The sequence below is a fragment of the Jonquetella sp. BV3C21 genome (genome assembly GCF_000468895.1).
Lineage (GTDB): Bacteria > Synergistota > Synergistia > Synergistales > Dethiosulfovibrionaceae > Jonquetella > Jonquetella anthropi.
On the sequence record NZ_AWWC01000006.1, the window covers coordinates 1 to 25,543 of the forward strand.

General features: G+C 59.4%; 27 protein-coding genes. 14 read left to right on the plus strand and 13 right to left on the minus strand.

What is annotated here, in order from left to right; translation table 11 throughout:
* Positions 1-235: IS3 family transposase (locus HMPREF1249_RS00975; protein WP_008520807.1), on the plus strand; the 235-nt coding region annotated here is incomplete at its 5' end.
* A gap of 190 nt (positions 236-425) precedes the next feature.
* On the opposite strand, the gene HMPREF1249_RS00980 is transcribed toward HMPREF1249_RS00975, so the two are convergent.
* From HMPREF1249_RS00980 to HMPREF1249_RS00995, 4 genes are all read right to left on the minus strand, one after another.
* The gene (locus HMPREF1249_RS00980) at positions 426-2,444 is read right to left on the minus strand and encodes a hypothetical protein (protein ID WP_196799694.1); all 2,019 of its coding nucleotides are present in this window, start codon (positions 2,442-2,444) and stop codon (positions 426-428) included.
* 318 nt (positions 2,445-2,762) lie between these two features.
* The gene (locus HMPREF1249_RS00985) at positions 2,763-3,524 is read right to left on the minus strand and encodes an amino acid ABC transporter ATP-binding protein (RefSeq protein WP_008521957.1); all 762 of its coding nucleotides are present in this window, start codon (positions 3,522-3,524) and stop codon (positions 2,763-2,765) included.
* Positions 3,521-4,201 carry an amino acid ABC transporter permease gene (locus HMPREF1249_RS00990; protein ID WP_008521958.1) on the minus strand — a complete coding sequence of 227 codons (681 nt, stop codon included), beginning with the start codon at positions 4,199-4,201 and terminating at the stop codon, positions 3,521-3,523. The genes HMPREF1249_RS00985 and HMPREF1249_RS00990 overlap by 4 nt, the downstream gene beginning before the upstream one ends.
* Complete coding sequence (locus HMPREF1249_RS00995) at positions 4,198-4,974, minus strand: transporter substrate-binding domain-containing protein (protein ID WP_008521959.1); 777 nt, start codon at positions 4,972-4,974, stop codon at positions 4,198-4,200. The genes HMPREF1249_RS00990 and HMPREF1249_RS00995 overlap by 4 nt, the downstream gene beginning before the upstream one ends.
* A gap of 349 nt (positions 4,975-5,323) precedes the next feature.
* Between HMPREF1249_RS00995 and groES the strand changes: the two genes are divergently transcribed.
* Together groES and groL are read left to right on the plus strand one after the other, a co-directional pair.
* Entirely contained in the window at positions 5,324-5,614 is a 291-nt protein-coding gene (gene groES / locus HMPREF1249_RS01000) for a co-chaperone GroES (RefSeq protein WP_008521961.1), read from the plus strand.
* 26 nt (positions 5,615-5,640) lie between these two features.
* Entirely contained in the window at positions 5,641-7,284 is a 1,644-nt protein-coding gene (gene groL, locus HMPREF1249_RS01005; protein ID WP_021775726.1) for a chaperonin GroEL, read from the plus strand.
* Positions 7,285-7,354: 70 nt separating this feature from the next.
* On the opposite strand, the gene HMPREF1249_RS08185 is transcribed toward groL, so the two are convergent.
* The 6 genes from HMPREF1249_RS08185 to HMPREF1249_RS01030 all read right to left on the minus strand — a co-directional run bounded on the left by HMPREF1249_RS08185 (position 7,355) and on the right by HMPREF1249_RS01030 (position 12,952).
* Complete coding sequence (locus tag HMPREF1249_RS08185) at positions 7,355-8,026, minus strand: esterase-like activity of phytase family protein (RefSeq protein ID WP_342399224.1); 672 nt, start codon at positions 8,024-8,026, stop codon at positions 7,355-7,357.
* On the minus strand, positions 7,930-8,700 hold the full coding sequence (locus HMPREF1249_RS08190) for an esterase-like activity of phytase family protein (RefSeq protein ID WP_342399223.1): 771 nt from the start codon (positions 8,698-8,700) through the stop codon (positions 7,930-7,932). Before HMPREF1249_RS08190 ends, HMPREF1249_RS08185 begins: the two co-directional genes overlap by 97 nt.
* Positions 8,701-8,862: 162 nt before the next feature.
* On the minus strand, positions 8,863-9,033 hold the full coding sequence (locus HMPREF1249_RS01015) for a 4Fe-4S binding protein (RefSeq protein WP_008521964.1): 171 nt from the start codon (positions 9,031-9,033) through the stop codon (positions 8,863-8,865).
* 85 nt (positions 9,034-9,118) lie between these two features.
* Positions 9,119-10,126, minus strand: coding sequence for an NAD(P)H-dependent glycerol-3-phosphate dehydrogenase (locus HMPREF1249_RS01020; protein ID WP_008521965.1), 1,008 nt, complete (start codon positions 10,124-10,126; stop codon positions 9,119-9,121).
* Positions 10,127-10,188: 62 nt separating this feature from the next.
* The gene (gene typA, locus HMPREF1249_RS01025) at positions 10,189-12,081 is read right to left on the minus strand and encodes a translational GTPase TypA (protein WP_008521966.1); all 1,893 of its coding nucleotides are present in this window, start codon (positions 12,079-12,081) and stop codon (positions 10,189-10,191) included.
* Between the two features lie 166 nt (positions 12,082-12,247).
* Positions 12,248-12,952 carry a DedA family protein gene (locus HMPREF1249_RS01030; protein WP_008521967.1) on the minus strand — a complete coding sequence of 235 codons (705 nt, stop codon included), beginning with the start codon at positions 12,950-12,952 and terminating at the stop codon, positions 12,248-12,250.
* 89 nt (positions 12,953-13,041) lie between these two features.
* On the opposite strand from HMPREF1249_RS01030, the gene HMPREF1249_RS01035 reads away from it, so the two are divergent.
* The 3 genes from HMPREF1249_RS01035 to rpoD all read left to right on the plus strand — a co-directional run bounded on the left by HMPREF1249_RS01035 (position 13,042) and on the right by rpoD (position 16,243).
* Complete coding sequence (locus HMPREF1249_RS01035) at positions 13,042-13,695, plus strand: hypothetical protein (protein WP_008521968.1); 654 nt, start codon at positions 13,042-13,044, stop codon at positions 13,693-13,695.
* Between the two features lie 131 nt (positions 13,696-13,826).
* Positions 13,827-14,453, plus strand: coding sequence for a hypothetical protein (locus HMPREF1249_RS07775; protein WP_021775721.1), 627 nt, complete (start codon positions 13,827-13,829; stop codon positions 14,451-14,453).
* A 665-nt stretch (positions 14,454-15,118) separates the two neighbouring features.
* Positions 15,119-16,243: an RNA polymerase sigma factor RpoD gene (gene rpoD / locus HMPREF1249_RS01045; RefSeq protein ID WP_196792683.1), complete on the plus strand. Its 1,125-nt coding sequence runs from the start codon at positions 15,119-15,121 to the stop codon at positions 16,241-16,243.
* Between the two features lie 101 nt (positions 16,244-16,344).
* Here the strand turns inward: rpoD and HMPREF1249_RS01050 are convergent, their stop codons facing one another.
* Genes HMPREF1249_RS01050 through HMPREF1249_RS01060 form a run of 3 tightly spaced genes read right to left on the minus strand, consistent with a single transcriptional unit; the run spans position 16,345 to position 19,730 of the window.
* A complete protein-coding gene (locus HMPREF1249_RS01050; protein ID WP_008521971.1) occupies positions 16,345-17,868 on the minus strand; it encodes an AMP-binding protein in 1,524 nt (507 codons plus the stop codon).
* Positions 17,869-17,898: 30 nt separating this feature from the next.
* Positions 17,899-19,224, minus strand: a complete 1,326-nt coding sequence (locus HMPREF1249_RS01055; protein ID WP_008521974.1) for an OmpP1/FadL family transporter — start codon at positions 19,222-19,224, stop codon at positions 17,899-17,901.
* 8 nt (positions 19,225-19,232) lie between these two features.
* Positions 19,233-19,730, minus strand: coding sequence for an RrF2 family transcriptional regulator (locus tag HMPREF1249_RS01060; RefSeq protein WP_039873041.1), 498 nt, complete (start codon positions 19,728-19,730; stop codon positions 19,233-19,235).
* A gap of 302 nt (positions 19,731-20,032) precedes the next feature.
* Here HMPREF1249_RS01060 and def point away from each other — a divergent pair, with 302 nt between their 5' ends.
* The 8 genes from def to HMPREF1249_RS01100 all read left to right on the plus strand — a co-directional run bounded on the left by def (position 20,033) and on the right by HMPREF1249_RS01100 (position 25,504).
* Positions 20,033-20,521 (plus strand): peptide deformylase, encoded by a 489-nt coding sequence (def, locus tag HMPREF1249_RS01065; protein WP_021775710.1) that lies wholly within the window; start codon positions 20,033-20,035, stop codon positions 20,519-20,521.
* The gene (gene fmt, locus HMPREF1249_RS01070; RefSeq protein ID WP_021775744.1) at positions 20,518-21,444 is read left to right on the plus strand and encodes a methionyl-tRNA formyltransferase; all 927 of its coding nucleotides are present in this window, start codon (positions 20,518-20,520) and stop codon (positions 21,442-21,444) included. The genes def and fmt overlap by 4 nt, the downstream gene beginning before the upstream one ends.
* The gene (locus tag HMPREF1249_RS01075; RefSeq protein ID WP_008521981.1) at positions 21,441-22,268 is read left to right on the plus strand and encodes a hypothetical protein; all 828 of its coding nucleotides are present in this window, start codon (positions 21,441-21,443) and stop codon (positions 22,266-22,268) included. Before fmt ends, HMPREF1249_RS01075 begins: the two co-directional genes overlap by 4 nt.
* Before the next feature lie 73 nt (positions 22,269-22,341).
* Positions 22,342-22,563: a 4Fe-4S dicluster domain-containing protein gene (locus HMPREF1249_RS01080; protein WP_008521982.1), complete on the plus strand. Its 222-nt coding sequence runs from the start codon at positions 22,342-22,344 to the stop codon at positions 22,561-22,563.
* A 16-nt stretch (positions 22,564-22,579) separates the two neighbouring features.
* Positions 22,580-23,629, plus strand: coding sequence for a 3-methyl-2-oxobutanoate dehydrogenase subunit VorB (gene vorB / locus HMPREF1249_RS01085; RefSeq protein WP_008521983.1), 1,050 nt, complete (start codon positions 22,580-22,582; stop codon positions 23,627-23,629).
* A 14-nt stretch (positions 23,630-23,643) separates the two neighbouring features.
* Positions 23,644-24,405 (plus strand): thiamine pyrophosphate-dependent enzyme, encoded by a 762-nt coding sequence (locus HMPREF1249_RS01090; RefSeq protein WP_008522351.1) that lies wholly within the window; start codon positions 23,644-23,646, stop codon positions 24,403-24,405.
* A gap of 12 nt (positions 24,406-24,417) precedes the next feature.
* Entirely contained in the window at positions 24,418-24,966 is a 549-nt protein-coding gene (locus HMPREF1249_RS01095; protein ID WP_008521985.1) for a 2-oxoacid:acceptor oxidoreductase family protein, read from the plus strand.
* 4 nt (positions 24,967-24,970) lie between these two features.
* Positions 24,971-25,504 (plus strand): NUDIX hydrolase, encoded by a 534-nt coding sequence (locus HMPREF1249_RS01100; RefSeq protein WP_008521986.1) that lies wholly within the window; start codon positions 24,971-24,973, stop codon positions 25,502-25,504.
* Positions 25,505-25,543: the final 39 nt, after the last annotated feature.

Below are 25,543 nucleotides of genomic sequence, written 5' to 3' on the forward strand. Positions count from 1 at the left end.
TCGAATGAAGCAGAGCATGTCCAGAGTAGCCCATTGCATTGACAATGGGCCTATGGAAGGCTTCTGGGGGATCCTGAAGCGTGAAATGTACTACAGGAAACGCTTCACCTCAAAGATGGATCTGGTGAAGACCATAGAGTCATACATCAGGTATTACAACACGGAGCGGTTCCAACGGAAATTGCATCTGATGACACCTGCCGAATACCATGCAAGCTTCTATACTGCGGCGTAAAAGAACCGCCAGCCGATTACTCGACTGGCGGTACGGGACTTTTTGATTTTTCACTGTCCTATTGACGGGGAGCAGACCAAAACGGGAGAGGCGGTTTTATTTACATATGTAATTGAGGGTGTTTGGAGGAGTAGTGAGACGAGGTCTTCTCCTGCGGTCTCTGGTATTACTGCTCTACTGCTGTTTTCATTTAGTGTCCGCATCCGCCACCCTTGTCGTCTTTACCCCAGATTTCCCTTTCTCTTCGGCTCTGTTCTCTCAAGGTGGGCTTTTTAGGTTTTTGGGGTTTCCCTTTTTCTGTCGGCGGCGTTTTTTTCGGTCCCTGTCCTTGAGCTCGGCGTTTTTGTTCCTGAAGTCGCCGTTTTTTTTCTTGAGCTCGGCGTTTTACCTCTTGGGCCTGGCGCTGTTTTTTTAAATTTTCAGCGCGTTGCACGGCTTGATGTTCTTCCGTGGCTATATCAATAAATTTTTGTAGTTCGTCTGGGACAATGTCTCTCCAGTCCAAATCAACAGGCTTTTCATGGTCCGTTCCGTCGACGCTGCTCGTCGAGGGATTTTCATTCGTATCGACAATTTCTTCGGTATTCTCGTTCTCACCCGTTTGCTCTACGGTGTTCGAGGCGGCTTCTTGTCCCGCTTGTGGTTCTGTTTTTTCCGGCCGAGTTTCTTGAGCGTTGTCCTCTGGTGTCTCATCTTGGGTTTCTTGGGCATCCTTCTCTGGCTTTTTCTCTGACGTCTCATCGGTTATTCCGCCGGCCTCGCGAACCGCTATTGTTCCGGGGTTATTTCTGTCTGTGGAAAGGATGTCTTTGGTGTATTGATTTTTGTTAAACGCGTCTATCGCAGCTATTAACACCGACAGTTGTGTGGGGTGTTTCTTTTCCCAGTCCGGTGTCCTCTTTTTGTAGAGAGTGACCACATTTTGAGTAAGAGTCACTCTCGCCTCATTATTGGCCGAGTCGAGTCTGCCGAGTGTCTCAATTCCCCACTCAGTCAACGTTTTAGTGATTGCATTGCCATCGATGAAATCTAGTGCCACGGAGGAAGCTGCATACGTGACGGAAAGTCCGCTTTCTATTGCTTCCTTGCGAACGTGAATCACGCTGAATGGGTCGAGAATGGCGGTTACATAGGATCCTTTATTGCCTAAATCCGCTAATATATCGGCAAAGTTTTCTTTTCTGTAGTCGCCTTGAGCAGCGCCCACACAATTAAAAAGGTGGGATGTCGTATTAAGCGATCCGACTGCCATGGTGGCAGTCGCTTTTACAGCGAAAAAAGCGGCTCCACCGAGAGTCGTGGGTATCGCCATCGTGGCCACTGCGCCTACAGTAGTAGCTAGGGTCGCGGTTGCTGCGGTAGCCGACGAGAGAATGACTCCTGCGTTGGCGACATTTGCGATGCTTTGATAAGCTTCGGAAGTTTGGGCGTAAATTTCTTGAGTTTTATTGTAATGTTCAAGGGCTTTCGCCTTGGCTTCCGGCGTCGGGGCATTTTTTATTCGTTGAGTGAGGCTTTGTATGTCCTGCTTAGTGTTTGCGATTTGATCTGCGATTTGTATTGCGGAGGCTTTATCAAAGTAGCCTTCAGCCGCTTTTTTAAAGCCCAAAGTTCCCACAAGGGTTCCCCAAGTGTTATAAAACGTTGAGCCCATCGCGGCGTTAGCCGGTGTCCCGATAAAGAAACTTAACAGCTGTGCGAGCCGGTTGGCGTCTTCTTCCGGCATTGTGTTCATGGCTTGGGTAGCCCACGAGATGGCCTCGGAATACGTTTGGGCGCTGGCGCTCAGTTTTTCAATCAGGTCAAAACAGACGTTCATCATGGCTTGATGCTGCTGGTCGGTGAGTTCTACGCCGGTCACGTACCGAGAATCATAGATGGCCTTGATGTAGGTTCGAAGCCCCATTTCCGCGTTGATTAGATTCAAGCAGAATTGATTGTGAAAAGGAATAATTTTTGCCGCGACATCTTCGGGGATCGTTTCAGAAAAAGATGTGAGTCTGTTTGCCGATTCGTCAGAATCGGACTCTTCAATCAGGTTTTCCGCACGACTGATTTCCTCTGTTGCCGCGTTTGGCTGGGCTGCTTCATCTTGCGACTGCACGGCAGGTTCACTTGGAGCCGACAGGCTGGCTAGGAGTGGCGTTGTTGCAAACGATAGGAAAAATGTCAGCGCAATTATCGGTGCGAATATACGGTGCGATTTCATGGTTAATCCTCCTTTGACTGGAATGAAGTTAGCATTTTTTGTTCGCTAAGTGTAATTACGTAAATGTAATCCTTTTATTCCATTTAACAGCCTTTATGTATTGTTGTCAAATCAGAGAGGTAACGCTTTAGGGTGTCTTGTGCTCTTTGAGCAAAAACGAAGTGTGAAGAAGTCGGGCAGGTGGCTGCGGAGCAAGGCGCGTCTTTTTGCAGAGAGGTATAACTGCGCTGGCAGTTTGTTCACACAAAAGATTATCAGAGGTTCAGTGTTGTCCCCAAAAAGCACAGCAGGCCGTCGAGCTTCGACGGCCTGCTTCCTTTAAGAGTCGCTTCCTTTGGGGACCCCACGTTGAGCGAGGGAGTTGAGAAACTGCTGCAATCGTTCGCTTTTGGGGTGTCCGATGATCTGGTCTGCTGGGCCGTGTTCGATGATCTGGCCTTGGTCCATGAAGCATATTTCGTGGGCCACCGACGCGGCGAAGGATATTTCGTGCGTGACGATGATCATGGTCTGCTGCTGTTTTGCTAGGCTGCCGATGAGGCGCAGGACTTCGTTAACGAGTTCGGGGTCAAGGGCGCTGGTCGGCTCGTCGAGCAGGAGGACTTTCGGGTCGAGCGCGAGGGCCCGGCCGATGGCGATTCGCTGCTGCTGGCCGCCGGAGAGGGTCTGAGGGTAGCTGTCTTTCTTGTCGGCTAGGCCGATTCGCTCTAGGATCTGCAGGCCCGTTTCCCGCGCCTGATCTGGCGGGACGCGCCGGACGACTGTGAGCCCTTCGGTGATGTTTTCCAGCGCCGTTTTGTTGGCGAACAGGTTGAACGACTGGAAGACCATGCCGGTGTGCCGGCGAAGGAAGAGGGTTTCCAGTTTCCTGATGGTCTGAAAGTCGACGGTCGTGTCGGCGATGGTGACGGTCCCGCGGTCGGCTTTTTCGAGGCAGTTGATGCACCGGAGCAGGGTCGACTTGCCCGTGCCGCTGGGGCCGATGACCGCCATGACGTGGCCGGTCTGCAGGGAGAACGAGACGTCCCGCAGGACGGGCGTTCCCTCAAAGCTCTTTCCTAGGTGCTGGACGCTGATCATTTTTTCGCCCCCATGGAGCCGGCGAGCCGTCCTTCTAAGGCGCGCTGGGTTCGTCCCATGACGGCGGTGATGGCCCAGAAGACGAGGAGCACGCAAAGGTAGGCTTCCAGATATCGGTAGTTGCCGGAGCCTTCGAGCTGCGCTTGGGCCATCATTTCCTTGACGCCGATGGCGAACACGAGGGACGTGTCCTTGACGATGTTGATGAAGCTGCTGAACAGCGTGGGCAGGGCGACACGGACGGCCTGCGGCAGGATGATCCGGCGCATGGCCTGAGGGTAGGTCATGCCGATGGACTGGGCCGCTTCAAACTGGCCTTTGGGCACCGAGCCGATGGCGGCCCGAAGGGATTCGGCCATGTACGCGGCGCTGGCGAGGCTCAGGATGATGAGAGCGGCCTGAAACGACGAGACGCTTTTGACGGCTCCTCGAATGGCCGGCAGTATGCCGAAGTAGAAGCAGAAGAGCTGAGCCATGAGCGGCGTGCCGCGGAAGAACGAGATGTACAGCCGGAAGAACTGGCTGAGGCCGGGGATCCGAAGGTCCATGACGATGGCAATGAGGAACGCCAGACACAGGCCGCAAAATATAGCAAGGGCGGACAACCGAATGGTTGTTCCGCCGTATTTGATGATCGAAGGGAAGAGGTGGAGAAAGAAGGAAAAATCAAAGTTCATTTCTCAGTGCTTTGCGTCGTGTCCACGTTGAACCATTTCATCGAAAGTTGGGACAGAGTGCCGTCGGCGCGCATATCGTCAATAGCCTTGCTGACTTCCGTGGCGAGCTTTTCGCCCTGGGCGTCCTTGCGGAACGGGTAGGCGTTCGTCTCGTAGACGAGTTTTTCGTTCAACTGCTGTAGCGGCAGGTTCTGCTCGGCGATGACGGTCTTGGTCTTGATCTCGCCCTGCCAGAAGGCGTCGATACGGCCGATGACCGCTTCGTTTTCCATGGCGATGCCGTCGTAGGTGACGATGTCCAGCCCCAAGTTGTACTTGTCGTTGATGGCCCGGAGAGTAGCTTCGCCGTTACCGCCCAGCCAGCAGCCGACTTTATGGCCTTTCAGGTCCTCTTTGGTCTTGAGCGGGCTGTCATTTTTGACGAAGAAGTCGTAGTAGCTGTAGGCGTATGGGGTCGAGAAGGCGTACTTTTCGAGCCGCGCCGGGGTGATGGACATTTGGTGCGCGACCGTGTCGATTTCGCCGGCGTCGAGCATGCCGACTAAGCCGCTGAACTGGCCCAGCTTGATTTCGAGCTCGTAGTTGTTCCGCTTGGCGATCTCGCGCCACACGTCGATTTCAAAGCCCTGAGCCTTGTCGTCTTTCTGGAACGCCCACGGCTTGTAGGACGCCGACGTGCCGACGATCACTTTCTGCTTGTCGGCGGCAAAGGCCGCGCTGCCCAGAAGAACCATGCCGAGAACCAACAGTGCTGAAGTTTGACGAATACTCATAAAATCACGCTCCCTCGTGAAGGTGTGATCTTATTATACGGTCCCTTTAGTTATTTTCAATATAATTTATTTAAAAACAAATGAAACAGCCCAAAGATTTTTTTCGACCGGCTGAGTGAGGGGCGGTTTTTCCTTTTGACGGGGAATTTTTAGCTGTCACGCCGCTTGTTCGCTCGGTCCTGACGAGCCGGAGAATTTACGTGGTTTGACCGACAGAAACGTCTTGCCAAATCGAGGCTGGCCGTTTATTATGTACCGTGTTAGCACTCGTGTTTGATAAGTGCTAATAAAAATAGGGCATTAGGGCGGGAGACCGCCGTGAGTCACCATTTTGAGGGAGGTTATTAGCATGCAGTTAAAGCCTTTGGCAGATCGAATTGTCGTGAAGGTCATCAGCAAAGAGGAGCGCACGAAGGGCGGCCTGTACCTGCCTGACACGGCGCAGGAGAAGCCTCAGGAGGGCGAGGTTCTGGCGGTCGGCAGCGGCAAGGTGCTTGAGAACGGTCAGAAGCTTCTGCCCGAAGTGAAGGTTGGCGACCACATCATTTTCAGCAAGTACGCCGGCACAGAGATCAAGCTGGACGGCGAAGAGCTCGTGATTTTCAGCGAGCGCGACGTGCTGGCTATTCTGGACAAGTAACGTATTCTTGAGGAGGATCGCTTATTATGGCAAAAATTCTCGCTTTCGGTGAAGAATCCCGCCGCGCGCTGCAGCGCGGTATCGACAAGGTTGCCGACACGGTCGGCATGACGCTTGGCCCCAAGGGCCGGAACGTCGTTCTGGAGAAGAAGTTCGGCTCTCCGACGATCACCAACGACGGCGTGACGATCGCGAAGGACATCGAGCTGGAAGACCCGTTCGAGAACATGGGCGCTCAGCTTCTGAAAGAAGTGGCGTCCAAGACGAACGATATCGCCGGCGACGGAACGACGACGGCGACTGTGCTGGCCCGGGAGATCATTTCCGAGGGCATGAAGAACGTGGCCGCCGGCGCGAACGGCATTTTCCTGCGCAGCGGCGTGACGAAGGCCGTTGACGCTGTGACCGAGCACCTGAAGACCCTTGGCCGGGACGTGAAGGGCAAGGACGGCATCGCCCAGGTGGCTTCCATTTCCGCCAACGACAAGGAAGTCGGCGCGATTATCGCTGAGGCGATGGACAAGGTCGGCAAAGACGGCGTCATTACCGTTGAGGATAGCCAGACGACCGGCACGACCCTTGAGACGGTGGAAGGCCTTCAGTTCGACAAGGGCTACATCAGCCCCTACATGATCACGAACACCGAGCGGATGGAAGCGTCCCTTGAGGATGCGTACGTTCTGATCAACGACGGCAAGATCAGCAACATCAAGGATATGCTGCCCATTCTGGAGAAGGTCCTTCAGACCGGCAAGCCGCTTCTGATCATCGCCGAGGACGTCGAGGGCGAGGCTCTGGCGACGCTGGTCGTCAACAAGCTGCGCGGCACGATGACCGTTGTGGCCGTGAAGGCCCCGGGATTTGGCGAGCGCCGCAAGGCGATGCTGCAGGATATCGCCATTGTGACCGGCGGCGAAGTGATTACCGCCGACCTGGGCGAGAAGCTGGAGAACGTCGAACTGTCCAAGCTGGGCCGGGCCAAGAAGGTTCGGGTGACGAAGGAAGACACGACGATCGTCGAGGGCTCCGGTGATCCGGCGGCGATCCGCGACCGGGCGAACCAGATCCGCAAGGAGATGGAAGACAGCACGTCCGACTACGACAAGGAGAAGCTGCAGGAGCGCCTTGCCAAGCTGGTCGGCGGCGTGGCGGTCATTCAGGTCGGCAGCGCGACGGAGACGGAGCAGAAGGAACTGAAGCTTCGCATCGAGGACGCCCTGTCGGCGACCCGCGCGGCGGTTGAAGAGGGCATCGTGGCCGGCGGCGGCGTGGCGCTGGTGAATTGCTACGAGCCTCTGAAGGCCAAGATCGACGAGCTGAAGCTGGCTGGCGACGAGAGAACCGGCGCTAACTTGGTGCTGGCGGCTCTGTCCGCTCCTCTGCACCTGATCGCTTCCAACGCCGGACTGCAGGGCGACGTGGTGGTGGAGAAGGTGAAGGGCCTTCCGACCGGTCAAGGTCTTGACGCGGCCAGCGGCGATTACGTTGACATGATCGAGGAAGGCATCATCGACCCGCTGAAGGTGACCCGGAGCGCTCTGGAGAACGCGGCCAGCGTCGCCAAGATGGTCCTGACCACCGAGGCCCTGATTGCCGACAAGCCGGCCAAGGAACAGCCCGCCGCCGGCGGTATGGGCCCTGGCATGGGCGGCATGGGAGATATGTATTAGACTTAACCTTTTAAACGCGCACAAGAGCGAGGCGCTCCCTTTGGGGAGCGCCTCGCTCTTTGTTGGAACGTCAGCGGATCGGTTCGTCGAAGGTGACCAGCCAGAAGGCGGTCTCTTCGCCGGTTGGGGTGACGCGGACTTTCCCGCCCGTGGGCTCCAGGTCTTTTGCCGTGACGACTTTGCCGTCAGAAACGAGGTAGTCTTTGCTCTTGCCGGAGACGCCCGTCAGTTCGGCGGTCATGCCGAAGTCGTTGTCCGAGCAGATCGCCACGGTCTTGTCGTCCACGACCGCCAAGCCTTCTGCCTTTTCGGCCTTCCATCCGAGGGCGTTCAGGTCGGCTAAGAGTTTTTTGGACGCCGGGCGGATGCCCGCGCTGGTCAGTTCGTCAAGGGAGCTCAGCGTTTCGAGTTCCCGGCCGTCGGGCGCTTTGACGCCGGTGATGTCGGTCGCTTCCGATAGGTCGACGGCGTACAGGCGGTGTATGACGCCGTCCTCTTCGGCCGCTCCTTGTTCGATGAGCAGGACGCGGTTTTCTCCTGTCGCGGCCAGGTCGCCTATTTTGGCGTCGGCGTTTTTCTTGTACGACGTCACGTCGATCGGGTAGGCAAAGGTCTTGCACTCTTTCGTCGTCGGGTCGAGGACGATCAGCCGGACGAACGGCGCGGAGCTTTTTTTACCTTTCCGTTCAGGTCCAGAATGCTCTGAACGACCGCGGCGATTTTTCCGGACGGGAGGACGCAGAGCCCTTCAAAGCCTCGGTTGATCTGCCGGCGGGCGAGAATTTCAGGCAGGCCGCTCCCGGGGCCGTATTTTTCGAGCGTGCGCCCTTTGCTGTCCAAGTGAAGGATGAACGGGCCGTACTCGTCGCAGATCCAAAGAGAGCCGTCCCGGGCGATGTCGATGCCTTCCGTATCCAGCCCGTTCACGTCAAAGGGCAGGGCTGAGAGGTTTACGTCCAAGGCCGTTTCGCCGGTTGAGCCGGTCAGTCCGGCCGGGACGGGGCGCCCGCTGATTGGCTGGCCCTTCTCGTCCCGAACGAGGGTGAGGTCGCTCAGCTTGGCCCGGTCTCCTTTGACCGTGATCGTCGCGATGGTCGGGGTGAAGTCGGGGGACGGGAACATCTTTGTCGGGTAGAGCGCGCCGCTTGCGTCGCGCCAGAGCGGCGTGTCGCCGTTTGGGCCCCGGTCGGAGATCCCCAAAAAGACGAGCGAGCCGTCGGGCTTTTTGGAGACGAAGGCTAGGGAGGAGCCGATCCCTAAGGGCATGCCTTTGGGGAACTCGGCGGCAAGGGAGCTGTCGCAGGGGATGTAATCTTCGTCGGTCAGTTCGAGGTGAACGGCCTGAACGGACGGGGCGGCTAGCGCGGCCTGGGCAGCGCAGGCAAGGAACGCGAGGGAGCAGAATACCTTTTTCATCATATCGACCTCCTGAACAGGATAGCCGTATGATATGCCGCAATCCTTGCAGAAACGTTGCGGCGATGTGACGGTAGGCTGAAGGCAAAAAAGTCCGGGGACTTCGGGGCGAGCGCGCCAATCGCTCGCCGGAAGTCCCCGGACTTTACAGAGCTGGATCAGTTACAGGGTGATTGCCTCAGACGGGCAAGCGGAAACGCAGGCGCCGCACTCGACGCAGACTTCCGGGTTGACGACCGCCTTGTCGTCGGCCATGGAAATGGCCTCTACCGGGCAAGTGCCCACACAGGTTTCGCAGCCCACGCACATATCCTTGTTCACTACAGCTGCCATAATATGACCTCCTCCAGGTAAGGTGTGAAACTAAATAAAGTATACATGACCGAAAAGGCCGGTGCAAGGCGGCCGGTCTGGTGAGCTAGTCGCCGGTAATTCCCGCGGCTTCAGGCCGCAGGGGGCGAGTCAGCAGGGTCTGGAGGGCGTTCAGCGGGTCCTGTCCTTGGTAGAGGATTTGGTACACCGCGTCGCTGATGGGCATTTCAACGCCGAGCCGACGCGAGAGGTCGGCCAGCGCGCGGACGGTCCAAGCGCCTTCGGCGACTTCGCCGATTTGGGCCGCCGCCTCTTGAAGCGAGAGTCCGCCGCCGATCAGTTCGCCCAGCCGGAAGTTTCGGGAGTGGCGGCTGAACGCTGTGACCATCAGGTCACCGACGCCGGCGAGCCCGGAGAACGTCAAAGGTTTTGCGCCCATGGCAAGCCCCAGCCGGGTGATCTCGGCGAGCCCGCGGCAGACCGTGGCGGCCGCGGCGTTGTCGCCCATGCCGTAGCGGTGAATCATTCCGGAGGCGACGGCGATGACGTTTTTGACGGCGCCGCCGATTTCCACGCCGATCAGGTCCGTGCTCGAGTAGACGCGAAACGACGGGGTGCTGAACGTCTTCTGCCACAGGCAGGCGTCGCGTTCTGACCGGGCGGCGGCGACGACGCAGGCTGGAAGCCCTTGAATTGCCTCTTCGGCGTGGCTGGGGCCTGAGATGACCGCAAACGGCGCGGCGGGCAGGAGCTCTTCCGCGATGCCGCTAGGCAGCTTCAGCGACCCGATTTCTACGCCCTTGGCGGCGTTGCAGAGCATGACGCCGGGCCTCCAATGCGGGGCGAGGTCGGTCAGCAGCCCTCTCAGGGACTGCAGCGGGACGGCTAGGACCCACAGCGGCGAGCCGGCCGCGCGGGGAAGCGAGGACGTGGCCTCGATGCTCGGGTTCAACGGCTGGTCTTTAAGGCGTTTAGGGTTGGCGTGACGCTGGGCAATGTAACTGGCCTGCTCGCTGTCCCGGCACCACAGGGTGACCGGGCCGTTGGCAGAAAGTATCTGGGCCAGAGCTGTTCCCCAGCTGCCGGCGCCGAAGACGGTGACCGGTGCGTTCACGGCGTTTCCTCCTTTGAAAAAATATCGAAAAAGCTCCCCCGTGCCGAGCAGGGGAGCTGGGATTACTCGTTGGCGTCCGCGCGGGCTGAGGCTTCCTGCCGCGCTTTGGCGGCCTTCTTGCGCTGATCCATGTCCAAGATCGCCTTGCGGATACGGATCTCCTTCGGCGTGGCTTCGACCAATTCGTCGTCGGCGATCCACTCGATGGCCCGGTCAAGGACGACCTCGCGGGGAACATCCAGCTTGACGGCCATGTCCTTGGTGGACGACCGGCAGTTGGTCATCTGTTTTTTCTTGGTGGGGTTGCAGGGCACGTCCAGCGGGCGGGAGCTTTCGCCGATGACTTGGCCGTTGTACACGTCCGTTCCCGGGCCGATGAAGAGGACGCCGCGATCCTGCAGGTTTTCCAGCTGGTAGGCCGTGGCCGTGCCGGTGTCCATGCTGACGATGGAGCCTCGGTTGCGGCTGGTGACCTCGCCGCGCCACAGGTCGTACCCCTTGAAGCGGGACGACATGATGCCCAGCCCGCGCGTGTCGGTCAAGAACGAGCTCCTATAGCCGATGAGCCCGCGGGTGGGAATGTCAAATTCCATGCGGACCATGCCGGTGTTCAGGCTGACCATGTTGACCATATCGGCCTTGCGGTCCGCCAGCTTTTGAATGACGACGCCTTGAAACTCTTCCGGCACGTCAATGACTAAGTCTTCCATCGGTTCGAGCAGGTGGCCGTGTTCGTCCTGTTTGGTGATGACTTCGGGGCGGGAGACGCAGACTTCCGCGCCCTCGCGGATCATCTGTTCGATCAGGATTGACATCTGAAGCTCGCCTCGGCCGGAAACCTTCAGACCGTCAGGGCGGCCTAAGTCCTCGACCCGCAGGGCGACGTTGGTTTGGCACTCCCGCTCAAGACGGGCTTTGAGCTGACGGAGGGTGAGCGGCGTGCCGTCCCGGCCAGCGAACGGGCCGGTGTTGACGAGGAAGAACATGGAGACGGTCGGTTCCTCGATATCCAGTGGCGGGAGGGTCCTTTCGATTGCCGGTGAGGCGATGGTGTCGCCGATGCGGATCGTCTTCGGGCCGGCAAACCAGACGATTTCCCCGGCGAAGACCTCGTCCACTTCTACCCGGTCGAGCCCCTTGGTGACCCAAATGTGGGCGGCCTTTTCGGGCGACTGGCCTGTGACGTGCCAGCCCGCGTCGTGATCCTTCTGGTTGTTCCACTCGGTGTGGCTGTGGATAAACTGTTCGCCCTGCTTGAGCCGGCCGGAGATGATTCGGCCGCAGCCGATTTGGCCGATGTAGTCGTTCCACGCCAGAGTGCTGACCTGCATGAGGAACGGCTCGTCCGAGTTGGACGGCGGCGGCGGGACTTGGTCGACGATGGTCTGGAAAAGGGCGTCCATGCCCTCGTGGGGTTGGGACAGGTCGTTGACAAGCCAGCCGGTCAGTCCGGAGCCGTAGAGGACCGGGAAGTCGGCCTGCTCGTCCGAGGCGCCCAGTTCGAGGAACAGGTCGAACGTTTTTTCAAGCGCCCCTTTGGGGTCGGCGTTGGGCCGGTCAACCTTGTTGACGATGACAATGGGCCGAAGTCCCATCGCCAGAGCGCGGGAGAGCACGTAGCGGGTCTGCGGCATGGGGCCTTCGTTGGCGTCCACCAGAAGCAGGACCGAGTCGACCATCGAGAGGACGCGTTCCACCTCGCCGGAGAAGTCGGCGTGTCCCGGCGTGTCGATGATGTTGATCAGGTAGTCATGCCACTGCACGGTGCAGTGCTTCGACGTGATGGTGATGCCCCGTTCCTTTTCCAGCTCGCCGCTGTCCATGATGCGCTCTTCCTGCTGACAGCTTCGGCCGAGGGCCTGAGTAGAACGGAAGATCGAGTCGATGAGGGTCGTCTTGCCGTGGTCGATGTGGGCCACGATTGCCACGTTGCGGATCTTATCAATAGAAAACACGAAACCACACTCCAGTTTTTGAACGCGAGGGGATGACAAAACATATACGATAATATATCGAAATTGTTCTGAATACAATCGTCAGCGGCGTTCGGCTCAGAATGAAGCCAAATTCAGCCGGCCAATGAAAAACAAAATGGCCCGGCGGTTTAATCGGGCCAAGGGATTATCGGTCTTTTGTGCGGGCCGCCACGCAGACCTTCTCGCGGCGAACCCGGCGGAGGTAGAAAAGGGCGAGGGCAGCGCAGAAGACCACGAGAGCCGCCGTGATGGCTTTCATCACGCCGTGAACGGCGTCCGTTCCGTTCTGGCCCACCCAGTAGCCCACGAGCGTCAGGGCGACGACCCAGATGGCCGAGCCGAGCGACGTGTACAGGCAGAACTGGGGCAGGTTCATTCGGGCGACGCCGGCGGGAAGGGAGACGTACTGGCGCACCACCGGCAGCAGACGACCGATGAAGGTGCTGATGTGGCCGTGCCGGGCGAAGAACCGTTCGGCCTTTTCCAGCGACGCGGGGGAGACGAACACGTACCGGCCCCAGCGGTCGAAGAACTTCCGTCCCCACGTGGCGCTGAGCCAGTAGTTGAACAGCGCGCCAAGCAGGCTGCCGCCGACGCCGCAGAGGATTACCAGCCACAGGCTCATCTCGCCCTTGGCGGCCAGATACCCCGCCGGGGGCATGACGATCTCGCTGGGAAACGGGAAAAACGACGACTCAAGGAACATCAGGGCGATGATCCCCGGGTACCCTAAGGCCCCGACGGTCGCCACGATCCACGAGACGAGCTGACCAAAATATTTAGAAACGTCGGCGAAAGCTGTAAAAAATCTGTTGATGGCTCTGTCCCCCTTTGATTTTTTCACAAGCATTGTAGCACAGCCCCGTTATCTTGGACTGGTCGACTGTGCTATACTTCCACCCGTGTAAAACTGTCGGCTTTGCGGGAGGAGGCGATCGAGTGGAGCTGCCGCTGTGGGACGGTGAACTGAGCATCGAAGTCGGATCGTGGATCTCCTACGTGGTGGCCTCTCGGCCCCTTTCCATGCTGGAGACGCACGGGCCGGTCATGAAGACGATCGGGGAGGGCGCGATGGCCCTTCAAAGCGAGTTTTTATACCTGTGCGGCGTCACGTCCGGGCTGTCCGGCGCCATGATCTGGGACGCGCCATTGGCCTCGTCGGTCGAGCCGCTGTCGCCGCTTTTTACCGTCGTGTTCGGCTACAGCCCGACGATGGAGGACTTCTTGGCTCGCTTCGTCACCCCTAAAGACGAGCTGGTGGCCGGCGTGACGTGGTGCACGTTCTGGCGCGCCGACCTGCCGCTTGGAAAGTGCAAAGCTCTGGCACTGCTGGGCTCCCTGCCGCTTATCGACGAGGACGCCTGTTTGTCCGAGCTGGCCCGAGCGCTGTCGGACAAAAAGCTGGGGAACTGGCAGATTCCATATTTTGCCGAGACGTACGGGTTCCTTCGGGCCCCGGTCATGTTCGAGACCGACCGAACCAGCGACCTGATGATAGAGAAACAGCTTGAGTCGTTTCAGCTGGACGCCACGCACAACGTTCTTGGTCCGTCGCCCCGGCTGTCGCTGCCACCGTTCTATCAGGGAGTCTGAAGTCTTTCTTAGCAACATATGATAAAATAAATAAGTTACGGATAAATCAGATCAACGCAAGCCTTTCGTCAAAGGGGAGCCGATCTGATTTTTTGTCGTTGTTACTGATTAACCAGCAGAGGAGGACATCCATGTCAGCGACGAAAAAGAAAGCGCTTCAGGAACAGACGCCGTCCAAGGCGGGCGGCAGATCTTCCGTTCCCTCCTCCACCAAGGCGGAGCCGGCGAAGCAGAAAAAGACTGCCGCGGGGAAAAAAGGTCCCGCCTCGTCGGCAGAGACAAGCGAGGCGGCCGCTCAGCGCGCTCCCCAGACGTCAGAAACGGCAAAAAAATCTCCCCGGACCGCGGCAAAGAGGCCGGCGTCGGAGCCGGCAGCTCAGCCGAAGGCGAAAAAGGACGGGGCTCAAAAGGCCCAAGTCCCTGAGAAGGGCGCAGGGAAGGCGGCGCAGGGCGCTGCAGCTCCTGAGCCGTCAAAGCAAAAGCCCGCAAAGAAAAAGGTGGCGCCGGCGATGAAGGTCCCTGCCGCTGAACAAGCTGAAACCGCACCGGAGGAAAAGAAGCCGGCGAAGAAGAGTTCGGCGGGGAAGAAAAAAGAGCCCGAGCCGAAAAAGGCCGCGTCCGAGCCGGAGGCCGCCCCGAAAGAAGAAGCAAAGGCCGAGGCCAGCGCTCCCGCGGAAGCAAAAAGTCGAAGAAGGCGCAGAAGAAGGCGAAGAACGCCGGTGAAGATCAGCCGGCGGGCGAGAGCTCGCCCGCGATGAAGGCTCCCGCCGCTGAACAGGCTGAAGCCGCGCCGGAGGAAAAGAAGCCGGCGAAGAAGAGCTCCGCGGCGAAGAAAAAAGCCCCCGAGCCGAAAAAGGCCGCACCCAAGCCGGAGGCTTCGAAAGAAGAAGCAAAGGCCGAGGCCAGCGCTCCCGCGGAAGCCAAAAAGACGAAAAAGCCGGCGAAGAAAGCGAAGAACGCCGGTGAAGATCAGCCGGCGGGCGATGGCGTCGCCAAGTCGGAGACGGCACTGAACGAGGCGGCCGAGGACGGGACGAAAGCCTCCCAGCCGAGCAAGCCGAAAAAGAAGAGCAAGGAGAGCGCCAAAGGCCAGCCGGAGGGGGCTGCGACGGAAGAAGTAGACCTTCCCGCTGGCGAGCCGTTGGATCAGTCCGAAGAAGCCGAGGAACAGATGGCCGAGGGTGAAGCTGAGCCGGATATCGACGGGCCGCTGGCTGACGATATCGCCTCGATGGACTCGGACGACGTGGACGTGTCGCTGGACGACGACCTGTTTGCCAAAGAGGCGTCCGACGACTTGGAAGAGGATAAGCCTGACAAGCCGGACGACGAAGAGGACGAGGCGGAAGACCTGCCGGTGATCGACGACGAGGAGTCGGGGGAGGCTGACGACGAGGACGCGGCGCTGGCCCGGCAGAGTCGGATGAAGTGGGTCCGCGAGCTGTACACGGTTGGCAAGGACAAAGGTTTTGTGACGAATCAGGACATTGAAGAGACCGTGCCGGCAGACGCGTGGAACTCGGACGTCCTTGAATTTGTCATTGAGAACCTGATGAACTTGGGCGTTGACTTGGTGGACAGCACGGGCAGCGCGGCCGGCGACGTGACGGCCGGACAGGCGGCGGCCCGGGCTTTGGCCGAGTCCAAGAACAGCGACGCCGACTCGGACGAGGACAACGACCCGGGATACGGCGAAGAGCTGGGCAAGATGGAAGACGTGCCCCTGTCCGATCCGGTTCGGATGTACCTGCGGGACATCGGCAAGGTGTCCCTTCTGGACGCGGCGGAGGAAGTCGCTCTCGCCAAGCGGGTCGAAGCCGGCGACGAGACCGCCAAAGACGAAATCATCAACGCCAACCTCCGGCTGGTGGTGAGCATTGCCAAAAAATACATCGGCCGGGGAATGCAGTTCCTCGACCTGATTCAAGAAGGCAACTTGGGGCTCATTCGGGCGGTGGAAAAATTCGACTACCGGCGGGGCTTCAAGTTCAGCACCTACGCCACGTGGTGGATTCGTCAGGCCATCACTCGGGCGATTGCCGATCAGGCTCGGACGATCCGCATTCCCGTCCACATGGTGGAGACCATCAACAAGATGGTGCGGATTTCCCGTCAGCTGGTTCAAAAGCTGGGCAGAGAGCCGAGCGACGAGGAAATTGCCGCGGAGATGAAGATCGAACCGGAGCGGGTGGAGGAGATCAAACGCATATCTCAGATGCCCGTTTCCCTCGAAACGCCCATCGGCGAAGAAGAGGACAGTCAGCTGGGCGACTTCATCGAGGACAGAAGCCTGCCGAGCCCGGAAGACGTGGCGGCGGACAACCTGCTTCAAGAGCAGATTGAAGAAATGCTGAACGCCCTGTCCGACCGGGAGCGGGAAGTCCTGCGGTATCGGTTCGGCTTGGAGGACGGCCGCAGCTACACGCTGGAAGAAGTGGGCCGCCGATTCGGCGTGACAAGAGAGCGTATTCGCCAGATCGAGGCGAAGGCTCTTCGCAAACTTCGTCATCCCAGCCGCAGCAAAAAACTGAGAGATTTTCTCGACTGACCTGTCGCCGGCGCCCGTTAGGGCGCCGGCTTCTGTTTGAAAAAATAACAGCAAACGCAAAAGGAGCAGGCGTCCTGTCGGACGCCTGCTCCTTTTCGTTTTTAACTATTTTCTCCGCGGCCGAGCTTTGCCGCCGCACGTTCTTTGTCCCGGAGCACCCGCCGGAGGACCTTGCCCAGCGCGTTGCGCGGGAGCTCTTCCACAAAGTCGATTTTGCGGGGCGCCTTGTACGAGGGAAGACGCTTCTTGCACCAGTTGATGAGTTCCCGCTCGCTGGTCTGGACGCCCGGCGCGGGAATGACGAACGCCTTGACGAACTCGCCGCTTAAAGCGTTCGGGCTGCCGACTACCGCCACGTCAGCCACGGCGGGGTTCTCCCTCATGCAGTTTTCAACTTCCTGCGGGTACACGTTGAACCCGCTGACGATGATGATGTCGTTGGCTCGGTCGATGATCTGCATTCCTTCCGGGAGCAGGCGGACCACGTCGCCTGTGTTGAACCACCCGTCGTCGAACCGCTGGCAGTTGTCGTCTCCCTCGGCCTGAACGTATCGGCTGCATACCGACGGACCCTTGAGCCACAGCACGCCTTCATCCCCGCCGATGACCCGGCCTTCCGTGTCCCGAATCTGGTGCTGAAAGCCCGGGAAGAACGGCCCGATGACGCCGAAACGGCCGTCTTCAGCGCGTCTGACGGCGGCTACGACCGGCGAGCACTCTGTCAGGCCGTACCCCTCGTGGACGGGAACGCCTAAAATTTTCGGAACAAGATGGTACAGCCGTTCCGGGACAGCGGCGCCGCCGCAGATGATCCGCTTCAGCGAGCCGGGAGGGGGAAGCTGGGCGCGGGACACGGCCTCGCAGAGCATGGCGATCAGCGTGGGCACGGCGACGAGGATGGAAATTTTCTCCTTGTAGATAGTCTGAATCGTTCGGGTTGGCGGCAGGAAGCTCGGCAGAAGGACCTGAGGATATCCCAGCGCCAGCGGCCAGACGCCGGACAGGCAGAAGCCGAAGGTGTGGAAGTTTGGCAGCATGTTGAGTATGCGGAGCTCTTCGGGGACCAAGCTCACGTGCTCCTTGGCGGCCTCAAGGTTGGCCAGGACGTTGCTGTGGGTCAGAGGCACGGCCTTAGGGGCGCCGGTGGTGCCGGACGTGGAGAAAATGACCGCCGTGTCCGGTCGGCCGGGACGGCAGACCCGACGGGGCAGGGGCGACAAAGGCCGGTCCAGCGGGACGCGGACGACCCGGTCACCCAGCGGGGAAAGAGCTTGGGCCATCAGGTCCATCTCCTTGACGTCAGCTGGGAGGATCAGGGCGAACGGGTCGAGCAGCCCTACAAAACGGGAGATCAGTTCGGGACCGGCGACCGGGCTCAAGGGAACGACAGAACCTTGAAGTTTCCACGCGGCTAACGACAGAGCCAACATCAGCGGGCTGTTGGGCAGCACGGTGGCCAGACGGTCGCCGGGCTGAAAGCCCGACTCGCGAAGGGAGCCGGCGCACGCCTCAACCAGCCCGACGAACTGGCGGCGGCTGATGGAAACGTCGGCGAACTTGCAGCACTCCTTCTCCGGCGTCCTGGAAAGGCTCTCGTAAATGACGGACTCAAGACGGTTATCCATGAGATTGTTCCCTCCTCAAAGTCTCACGAGCTACATGTCAATCTGACAGGCCAGACCGAAAATCGTGGCGTAGCAGCTGCGGCTGATGCAGGTGAAGTCCGGGTCGCCCAGTGGCCCGCCGGCAGAGCTGATGGGCTTGTCCTCGATATCCATATAACCGGCAGAAAAAGACAATTTAAGTCCCTTGTTGACGTATTGGGCGCCCAGCGAGTAAGTAGTGCGCGAACCGACCGGGACGATGAAATCCGAGAATTGGTCGGGTGAAGGGCAGTCGTCCCATGCGACGCCAGCGCCCAATGTCCAGTGACTGTTCATCCGGTGTTCGACGCCCAGCTGGAATCGCCACTGGTCTTTCCAGTTCTTCGGCGAGACGACCGTGTAATTTAGGGCGCCGGGGCCGAGGGCCGGAAGGAGCGGGAAAAACGTGTCGAAGGTGATGTCCAGCGAGTTGTACGAGCTCCACCGAGTGTAAATGGCGTCGAACTCGACCCTCGTCTTTTCGTCGAACTTCCAGCCAAGTCCGAACGTCCAGCTGTCCGGCAGGGTGACAGTCCCTCGGCCGAAGGTCTCCCCACCGACTCCAACCGGGCCGAAGTTCGTCTGGGGTTGGGTGAACGTCGTCGTGGCGTGGCTGATGGTCTGCTTGATTTTTGAGCGGTAGACCGCTGCCATGGACAGCTTATCGGAAGCCTGCCAGTTCAGCCCGACATTCCAACCGGTACCGAAGCTCTTGCCGTGAAGGTTCATATGGCTTTCATACGACGAGAACGGCGCCCAGGCGGGCTTGGGATCTTTGCTCGTCCAGCCGATGGCGCGCCCCAGCTCGAGGTCCGTCCACATCAGATCGCCGCCGAAGGACAACGACAGCGACGGGGAGATCTTCAGGGCGATCGTCGGGGCCACGCTGAGGGTTTTGAAATCGGCCAGGTAGTTGTTGAACCGGCCAGGGAAGTCCGACGGGAACTTGGACGCCAATCCGAAGCGAGGGTACAGCCCTAAGCCGAACCACGCCGAGTCGCTGATCTGTTTGGCGAAAAACGCGTAGGGCGCGACGCAGGGTGAAATCGTGTTGTCAGACGTCGCGACTTGTTTCCCGTTGCGGTAAAAATGGGCGGTTCCTACCGGGGTGATGCAGGTCGCGCCAAACGCGACCGAGCCGTTGGCGTCGAACTGGGTGATCCCAGCCGGGTTAAAGCCTATCACGGAGGGGCTGTCGCTGAACATCATGGCGTCAGCCAGCGCGACGCCCCAGCTGTCCCACTCGTACACGGCAAATCCAGCAGCGCAGGCAGGAACGTGAGCGGTAAAAAGCAACGCGGCGGCCGCACCAAAAGCGGCGATTTTTTTCAGATGCATTGGGAGTGTCAGTTCCTTTCGTTTGCGGCTCGTCGGCAGGAGCCGCCTGTCCGCTGGCTTACCGAGACGCCGATTCTGATTTCTGGGGCCAGTTCGTAAAAGCGAAGCAGATGGTAAAATGTTTTTGTGGCGAGGTAATCCCGAAACGCGATGGTCAGTTCGTCCATCATCGCGCCGATGAGGCACGGCTCGTTTTGATGGTGATCCACCGTGCAGCCCGTGGGAATGAACGGGCCGCCAAGAAGCTCGAAAACGTGAAGCATGCAGATCTTCTCGGGGCGAAGTGCCAACTGGTACCCGCCTCCGGGCCCGCGCAGCGCCGTGACGTACCCGGCGTGGCAGAGCTTTTGAAGCACCTTGGAAAGGTGTGTCTTTGAACAGCCGATCGACTCAGAGAGGGTTTCGGTCGTCCGGGGCTGCTCCGGTTCCCGTCCGAGGGCGACAAGCGCGTGAAGGCCGAGCCACAACGGTTCCGGAAGATTGACGATTGGATTGATTGGGCTCACCTCCGCGGCGGCTTATCGCCTAAAATGGTAATGTGGATATACTATTCCACTTTTACGAATTTGACAAGCGCAGCGTCGATTCAAGGCTTCATCGGGAAACGGCAGGCCAAAACCGCCGGGGGAGCTGAAACGCGCCGGCTGTCATCAAAAGAGAGCAAAGAGGAAGATTTTTATAGGTCAAGCAAATAAAATTTAATGTGTAGCTAAAGTAAGACAATTTAAAGTATAGAATATGAGTTGTAATCTCTAAGGAGTGATACAATAAAATCGTAAGCATATTAAAGTGGAAAGGTGGTGCCACGATGAATGTGACCGACATGATTCGCGTGTACCCCGATCCGGTTCTGCGGCAGCCGACCGAACCTGTGACGGTTTTTGACGAGACGCTGCGCCGCCTGCTGGAAGACATGGCGGTGATCATGCACGAAGCCGACGGCGTCGGCCTAGCGGCCCCGCAAATTGGGATCGCGAAGAAAATTGCCGTCGTCTACGACGCTGAAACGGATCATCTGTATCATCTGATCAACCCTGAAGTGATTGCCTCCTCGGGCGGGCAGACCGGCGAGGAAGGTTGCCTGAGCTTCCCGGGAATTTTCGGCCAAGTGAAGCGGCCGCTCAAGGTGACCGTCCGGTGTCAGGACGGCGACGGGAACCTGCAGGAGTACACGGCGCAGGGATTTATTGCCCGGGCGTTTACCCACGAGATTGACCACCTGAACGGCCGGCTGCTGATTGACAACTTCTCGCCGCTCAAGCGGAACCTTGTGCTCAAAAAGATGGGGTTGGCGTGAGATCCGTCTGGTTCTGCGGCACGGGGAAGTTCGCCGCCCGGTGTCTTGCCCGTCTGGCGAGCTGCGGCGTCTCGTTTGAACTGGTGGTGACTCAGCCGCCGACCCGACGGGGTCGAGGCATGAAGGAGCTGCCCTCGCCGCTCGAAGAAAAAGCGGTTGATCTGGGGCTACCGGTGGCGCGGACGCTCCGGCTGAACGGCGACGAAGAACTTCAAAGCCGCCTGTCGGCTTGCCCGCCCGACGTGATGTTGGTTGTAGACTTTGGACAGATGATCCGCCGCCCGTGGCTTGATGGGCCTAGGGCCGGATGCCTGAACATTCACCCGTCGCTGTTGCCGAAGTGGCGCGGCGCGGCGCCGGTGCGGCGGGCCCTGATGAACGGCGACCAAACGGTCGGCGTGACGGTCTTTTCCCTGACGGAAGGGATGGATTCCGGGCCGATTCTGTTGCAGGAGGCCATGCCGCTTGGGCCAGACGACGACGCGGGAACGCTGCTGGACAAGTTGGCCGATAGGGGGTCGGAGCTTCTGGCTTCTCGGCTCGAAAGTTTTTGTGCCGGCGGCGAGACGCTTCAGCCGCAGGACGACCGGGAGGCGACGTTTGCCCCTAAGATCGACAAAGGCGAATGCCGGCTCGACGCAGGTGAATCGGCGTCCCGCTTGGCCTGTCTGGTTCGGGCTCTGTCGCCGGATATCGGCGCGTGGTTTGAGTTCCGAGGCCAGCGGGTGAAGGTCTGGAAGGCCGCCCCGGTGGAAGCTCGGACGGTTCCAGAAGGGCATATGGCCTTTCAGGGTGGAAACCTTTTGATTGGCACTTCGTGCGGTGCGCTGCGCCTTGATCTGGTTCAGCCGGCGGGGAAAAAGCCGCTGGAGGGCGTCAGTTGGGCCCAAGGTTTGAGATTAGAGGGAGCTGAGATCCTATGAGAACGGACGACCGGGAAGAGCTTCGCCGCCTGATGGGGATGTACGAGTGGCCAAAGTCTGTGGCCGTCACAGGGGCTCTGGGCTCCGGAAAGACCGAGTGGGTGCTTAATCTGTCGGCGGGCTTCCGGGCTTTGGGGGACGACGTGACAGTTGCGGACGCGGATATCATTAACCCGTATTTCTGCATCCGTCAGGTGACGGAAGCCTTGGAAGCGGAAGGCTTTCAGGTTTTGACGGCTCCCGGTCAGGCCAAATGGAGCGACATGCCGGTGGTGACATCTGAGGTCGATCGGGTTCTTTCCGCGCCGGGAAAGCGGGTGCTTCTCGACATCGGCGGCGACGCGGAAGGCGCTCTGGCGCTGAAACAGTACCAGCTGCGCCTTCGTCAGGCCGGTTTCCTGCTGATCCTTGTGGTGAACTCATTCCGGCCTCAAACGAGCACGCTTGACTCGATTCGGGTGATGAAAAGCCGCATGGAAGCAATCGGAAGTCTGGAAGTCGGCGCTCTGGTGAGCAATTCTCACGTGATGACTGAGACGACGCCGGAAGACGTCTACTCGGGGTGGCAGCTGGTCGAAGAGGCGTCTCAGGCGTTTGGCCTGCCGCTTTTGTACTGCAGCACCCGGCCGTCGATTCACGAGGAGACGGTGAAGCTCTTCCAAAAGAAGGGCGTGAAGACGCCTTTGTGGCAGCTGTCGCGGCATATGCTTCTTCCGTGGGAGCCCGGCGCCATTTGGGGAACTGGCCTGCCGGCGAAAAACCACGGACACAGGATGCTTCAGACGTACGAGTACAATCGCTCCAAACAGGGCTCGGAAGAATAGAGGCCGGAAGGAGCTTTTGGGCGAACATAAAGAGGCAGTTTGGCAGCGCGTATTTTGAGAGGGGGAGTTATGTATGGCGGCCAAAGGAAGGATCACGGTCAACGAGGCGTACTGCAAGAGCTGCGGCCTGTGCGTGGCTGCGTGCCCGAAGCATGTGCTTCGCATCTCCGACCATCTGAACGCCCGGGGTTACCGTCCCTCGGAGCAGTTCACGGAAGGGTGCATCGCCTGTTCTATGTGTGCGATGTCCTGCCCTGACGCGTGCATCGAAGTGTACCGGATCAAAGAGGACTAGAAGGGGGAGAGGCCGAATGACCAAGGTACTGATGAAAGGCGCCGAGGTTTTCGGGGAAGCGGCAATTAAGGCCGGCTGCCGGTATTTCTTCGGCTACCCGATCACGCCGCAGAACGAAATCCCGGAGTACATGTCAGCGAAACTGCCGCACTGCGGCGGCGTGTATGTCCAAGGGGAAAGCGAAGTAGCGTCCATCAACATGGTGCTGGGCGCCGCTGCGTCGGGAGCTCAAGTGATGACGTCGTCGTCCAGCCCCGGCATTTCTCTGATGTCCGAGGGCATGAGCTACCTGGCCGGTTCTGAGCTGCCCTGCGTGGTCGTCAACGTCATGCGGGCCGGCCCGGGGCTCGGCGGAATCCTTCCCGCTCAGGGAGACTACAACCAGGCGACGAAGGGCGGCGGCCACGGCGACTATCACGCCATGGTGTTCGCTCCCAGTTCTCTGCAAGAAGTCGTCGAGCTCGTTCAGGGCTCGTGGGACTTCGCGTTCAAGTACCGCACGCCGGTTATCATCTTGGCCGACGGGTTCATGGGGCAGATGATGGAGCCGGTGGAGATCAACGAGCGGGAGTGCAACCGGGGCGATTACAAGTCCTGGGCGCTGGGTTACTTCCCTGACCGTCAGGGCAAGAGGACGCTGCTCAAGAGTTTGTACTTGGCAGCCGAGCCTCTGGAGACCCACAACAAGAACCTGCAGGCCAAGTACGCGGCGATGCAGGAAGACGCCCGCTGGGAAAATTACCACGCTGACGACGCCGAACTGGTCATTACCGCGTTCGGCACTGTGGCGCGTATCGCGAAGACCGCGGTGGATCACCTGAGAGCTGAGGGGAAGAAAGTCGGGCTCATTCGTCCCATCACGCTGTTCCCGTTCCCGCTGAAGGCGTTTGAAAATCTGCCCAAAGCCAAAAAGCTGTTCGACGTGGAGATGAACTACGGACAGATGCTCGTGGACGTGAAGAACGCCACGGAAAACCGCTGGCCTATCAGCTTCTATGGCCGTGCGGGCGGTTTTGCGCCGTCGGTCGAGGAAATTGAGACCGAGTGCCGGAAGCTTCTCGGTTAGGAGGGGGAACCGTCATGTCTGAAACGAAAACTTATTCCGTTCCGAAGAGCTGGATGCCGAACGTCCACACCCACTACTGCCCGGGCTGCGGACACGGGATAGCTCACCGGCTCATCTGCGAGTGCATCGATGAGCTGGGCATTCAGGAACGGACCATTTCTATGTCTCCGGTAGGCTGCGCCGCCATGATGTACGACTATATCAATATCGACTTCGTCGAGGCCGCTCACGGCCGCGCGCCGGCGACGGCGACCGGCATCAAGCGGGTTCACCCCGACAAGATCGTGTTCACCTACCAGGGCGACGGTGACTTGGCCTCCATCGGTATGGCGGAGATCATTCACGCCGCCAACCGGGGTGAGAAGATCTGCGTGTTCTTCATCAACAACGCGATTTACGGCATGACCGGCGGCCAGATGGCCCCGACGACGCTGATCGGCCAGAAGGCGACCACCTGCCCGGAGGGTCGCGACCCGGAGACGACCGGTTGGCCTATCCGCATGTGCGAGCTCATCTCGGCGCTTGTCACGCCCGCGTACGTTGAGCGCGTGTCTGTCGGGTCGCCTCAGCTCATCATGAAGGCGAAAAAGGCCTTCCTCAAGGCGTTCAAGTACCAGATGGAAGGCAAGGGCTTCTCGTTTATCGAAGTCCTGAGCACCTGCCCCACGAACTGGGGGATGTCGCCGGTTGACGCCTTTAAATGGCAGAAGGATGAAATGTTCCCATACTATCCGTTGGGGCTGTACAAGGACTTCCCAGCGGAAGAGGCCAAGTAGGGAGGCGGAACAATGGCTGGATTCTACAAAGAACTGCTGGCCGCAGGTTTCGGCGGTCAGGGAGTCATGATGCTCGGCCAGCTTGTGGCGTTCTCCGGCATTGAGGACGGTCGCAACGTGACGTGGATCCCGTCGTACGGTCCAGAGATGCGCGGCGGCACGGCGAACTGCTCCTGCGTGGTGAGCGACGAGCCGGTCGGCTCCCCAATGGTGACTTCCGGCGACGTGGTTGTGGTGATGAACCAGCCGTCGCTGACCAAGTTCGAGTCTGCCGTCAAGCCCGGCGGCCTGTTGATTTATAACAGCGACTTGGTGAACTACGAGAAGCCGCGCACCGACATTCGGGTTCTGCCGGTTCCTGCCAACTCGATAGCGACCGAACTGGGAAGCGACAAGGTCGCCAACATCGTTATCTTGGGCACGCTGGTTGAGGCCAGCGGCATGGTGAGCCTTGACTCGGCGATGAAGATCATTCGGGAGAAGCTGGGCAAGAAGAAGCCCAAGTTCCTGCCGATGAACCTTGAGGCCTTTGCGAGGGGCCGGGCTCTGGTTAAGAAGTAAGGGTATGGAACGCCTTCTCGAAAGCCGAACGGTTTACCACGGCAAGATACTGGACCTAAAAGTTGACACCGTTCAGGTGGTGGAGCGGAACAACCGCCAAACGACCCGCGAGGTGGTCGTCCATCGGCCGGCCGTCGGGCTGATTGCCCTTGGGCCTGGCGGGGTTGTATTGGTCAAGCAGTTCCGCTACCCGCTCGGCCGGTCGGTGCTGGAGATCCCCGCCGGTCTCATTGAGCCGGGCGAAAGCCCTGCCGACGCGGCCCGCCGGGAGCTTCGGGAGGAAACGGGGTTTGACGCTGGAACGCTGAGGCTCATCCGCCCGGTCTACACTTCGCCTGGGTTCTGCGACGAGGTCATCTACCTGTTCTTGGCGAAGGATCTGCGCCGCGCGCCTCTGGCCCCCGACGTCGACGAGGTGATCGAGCTGGAGACCTTGACGTTCGGCCAAGTGGAGGAGCTTTTAAGGTCGCCTGAACCGCTGGACGGCAAGACGCTGGCGGGACTGTCGTGGCTCTGCGCGTTTCGAGAAGAACTGTAACTTGCGGCCGGCCCGTCTGTTGGGCCGGCCTTTTTGTGC